Source organism: Nocardioides sp. (genome assembly GCF_047607365.1).
Taxonomy (GTDB): domain Bacteria; phylum Actinomycetota; class Actinomycetes; order Propionibacteriales; family Nocardioidaceae; genus Nocardioides.
In genome coordinates this window covers 1-2,720 of sequence record NZ_JASGDD010000029.1, presented here as the reverse complement: position 1 = coordinate 2,720, position 2,720 = coordinate 1, and the positions used below count along the sequence as shown (strand labels likewise).

The window sequence follows — 2,720 nt, the reverse complement described above, 5'->3', positions numbered from 1 at the left end:
CTGAGTGTCCTGCCCCCCGTTTTTCGGTCCATCTCGTGTGTGGGTGCTCGAAACTTTGAGAGTGCTTGTGGAGGTGTGTGATGGCTGCAGCTAAGCGGTTCACGACGGAGCAGATCGTGGCGAAGCTTCGAGAGATGGAGAAGCTTCAGGCCCAGGGACTGTCGATCCCGGCGGGCTGTAAGAAGCTCGGGATCAGTGACCAGACGTTCTACCGGTGGCGGTTGAAGTACGGGGCGCTGAAGGAGGACGAGGCACAGCGGCTCAAGGCGCTGGAGGCCGAGAACGCCCGCCTGAAGCGGATCGTTGCGGAGCAGGCCTTGGAGATCTCCTTGATGATCATCGTTGATGAAGGACCTGCAGCGGGGAAACTTCTGAGCCCGGCTCGGCGCCGGGCGGCGGTGGCCTACCTGGTGCGCAAGCACAAGGTCTCGGAGCGGTTCGCGTGTCGGGTCGTGGAGCAGCATCGCTCGAGCCAGCGCTATGACCCGGTGCCGGTCGACTTCGAGGTCCGGCTGGTCAAGGCGATGCAGCAGCTGGCCGATGAGCACCCACGGTGGGGCTATCGCCGGGTCCATGCGTTGCTGAGGTCGCAGGGCTGGGACGTCAACGTCAAACGGGTCGAGCGACTCTGGCGCACCCACCAGCTGAAGGTGCCTCCGCGGCGCCAGAAGGCGTCGGGGCAACGGGCTCTGGGCGACGACGCTCACGCGTTGTGGTCCCTGCCGGCGACCGGCCCTGGGCACATCTGGTCCTACGACTTCATGTCCGCGCGGACCTCCAAGGGCGCCAAGCTGCGTATCCTCAACGTGATCGACGAGTACACCCGGGTCTGTGTCGGGTTCCACGTCGGCTACTCGATCGGCGCAGAGAGTGTGAAGACCGTGCTGGCGCGGCTGTTCGCCGAGCACGGGCCGCCGGCGATGATCCGCTCCGACAACGGCCGCGAGTTCATCGCTACCGGGCTGCTGGTCTGGCTACACACAGAGATGAAGGTGGCCCCGATCCACGTCGCCAAGGCCAGCCCGCAGCAGAACGGGCTTATCGAGCGGTTCAACGGCTCGATGCGCGATGAGCTGCTCAACCGCGAGTCCTTCCACTCCCTGACCGAGGCTCGGGTGGTGATCGGCGCCTGGGTGCGGCACTACAACGAGATCCGGCCTCACTCGGGGATCGGTATGCGCCCACCGGCGGTCTACGCGGCGTACTGTGCGAGCCAGTCGATCGAGTCAGCACTGCCAGCCACGCCATCAGATGTGGCTCGTGAGAGGGGTGGGTGTCGGTGACTACCAACACTCTCGCTGGACCAGAAGCCTCGGCTTCCTGGGACCCCTCAACCAACCAGGAGCTCCACACCTGGTGGACCAAAACCTGGGGGCCAGACACCTTGATGATCATCGTTGATGAAGGACCTGCAGCGGGGAAACTTCTGAGCCCGGCTCGGCGCCGGGCTGGCACGGCATCCTCGCGATCGTCCACGCCATGAGCCCCGCTCGCGACAAATATCTGACGAGGTGAACCCGAGATGACCAAACGATCCCTGGCCGACTTGATCGCCCACGCCGACGAGCTGGCCGACGCGTTCGAGACCTTCGAGCCCGCTGACGCCGACTTCGACGCGCCCCTGCCGCCCCTGATGGCGGTCAAGCTCGCCGCGTTCCGCCGGGCCGCAGCCGAGAAGGAACTCGCCGAAGCCATTACCGCCGCCCGCCAAGCGCACCTGTCCTGGCGCCAAGTCGGAGAAGCCATCGGCACCACCGGCGAAGCCGCCCGGCAACGCTACGCAGCCTCCTGACCGGCCACCCTCAGAGCCGGCCGGCGGCCTTGAGCAGGAGGTAGTGGTCCGCCAGCGTCGGCGCGAGGTCGACGCTGTCGAGGACGTCGACGCCGAGCGCGCCCAGGATGGCGACGGTGTCCTGCTTGCGTCCCAGGGTCTGCTCCGCGGCGGCGGCCGCGTAGACCTCGTCGAGGTCGCCCCGAGACTCGCGGAGCCTCTCCAGGGCGGGATCGCGGACGGAGGCGACGACCACCTGGTGCCGGGATGCGAGCGTCGGCAGCACCGGGAGCAGCGACTCCTCGATCGCGCCGGGCTCCAGGCTCGTCAGCAGTACGACGAGCGCTCGGCGTCGCGCGAGCCGCCCGATCTCGCCGGCCAGGAGGGTCCAGTCCGCCTCCACGAGGGCGGGTTGCACGTCGGCCAGCTGGTCCTGCACCCGTGCGGCGATGTCCCGCGCGCCCTTGGCCCGCACCTGGGCGCGGATCGCTCGGTCGCCGGCCACCACGTCGATCCGGTCACCGGCGCGGGCGGCGAGCGAGGCCAGCAGCAGGGCCGCCTCGATCGACTCGTCCAGGCGCGGGGCGGCCACGCCGCGCAGCTCCACCCGGCCGGCCGAGGTGCGGGAGGTGTCGACCACGATCACCACGTGCCGGTCCCGCTCGGGCTGCCAGGTCCGCACGACGACCGAGCGGCTCCGGGCCGAGGCTCGCCAGTCGATCGAGCGGACGTCGTCGCCCCGCACGTACTCCCGCAGCGAGTCGAACTCGGTGCCCTGCCCGCGTACCCGGACGGCGGCGAGCCCCTCGAGCTCGCGCAGCCGCGCCAGCCGCGACGGCAGGTGCTTGCGGGAGGCGAAGGGCGGCCGTGAGCGCACCGCGCCCGGCACGTCGATGCTCGCCTGCCGGGCAGACAGCCCGAGCGGTCCGCGCACGCGCGCGGTCACGGG

Annotated in this window: 3 protein-coding genes; 2 read left to right on the top strand and 1 reads right to left on the bottom strand. The window is 69.2% G+C overall.

Annotated features, from left to right (window positions below; all coding sequences use genetic code 11):
• Positions 1-80: 80 nt before the first annotated feature.
• Positions 81-1,283, top strand: coding sequence for an IS3 family transposase (locus QM572_RS02610; protein ID WP_415089725.1), 1,203 nt, complete (start codon positions 81-83; stop codon positions 1,281-1,283).
• A 239-nt stretch (positions 1,284-1,522) separates the two neighbouring features.
• Entirely contained in the window at positions 1,523-1,792 is a 270-nt protein-coding gene (locus QM572_RS02605; protein ID WP_415089723.1) for a hypothetical protein, read from the top strand.
• A gap of 10 nt (positions 1,793-1,802) precedes the next feature.
• Here QM572_RS02605 and QM572_RS02600 read toward each other — a convergent pair.
• A partial coding sequence (locus QM572_RS02600; RefSeq protein ID WP_415089721.1) for a DUF58 domain-containing protein occupies positions 1,803-2,720 on the bottom strand: 918 nt, incomplete at its 5' end.

Excerpts from the sequence above, each read along its gene's own strand:
- QM572_RS02610 (WP_415089725.1), top strand. The coding sequence starts at position 81 with ATGGCTGCAGCTAAGCGGTTCACGACGGAGCAGATCGTGGCGAAGCTT.
- QM572_RS02605 (WP_415089723.1), top strand. The coding sequence starts at position 1,523 with ATGACCAAACGATCCCTGGCCGACTTGATCGCCCACGCCGACGAGCTG.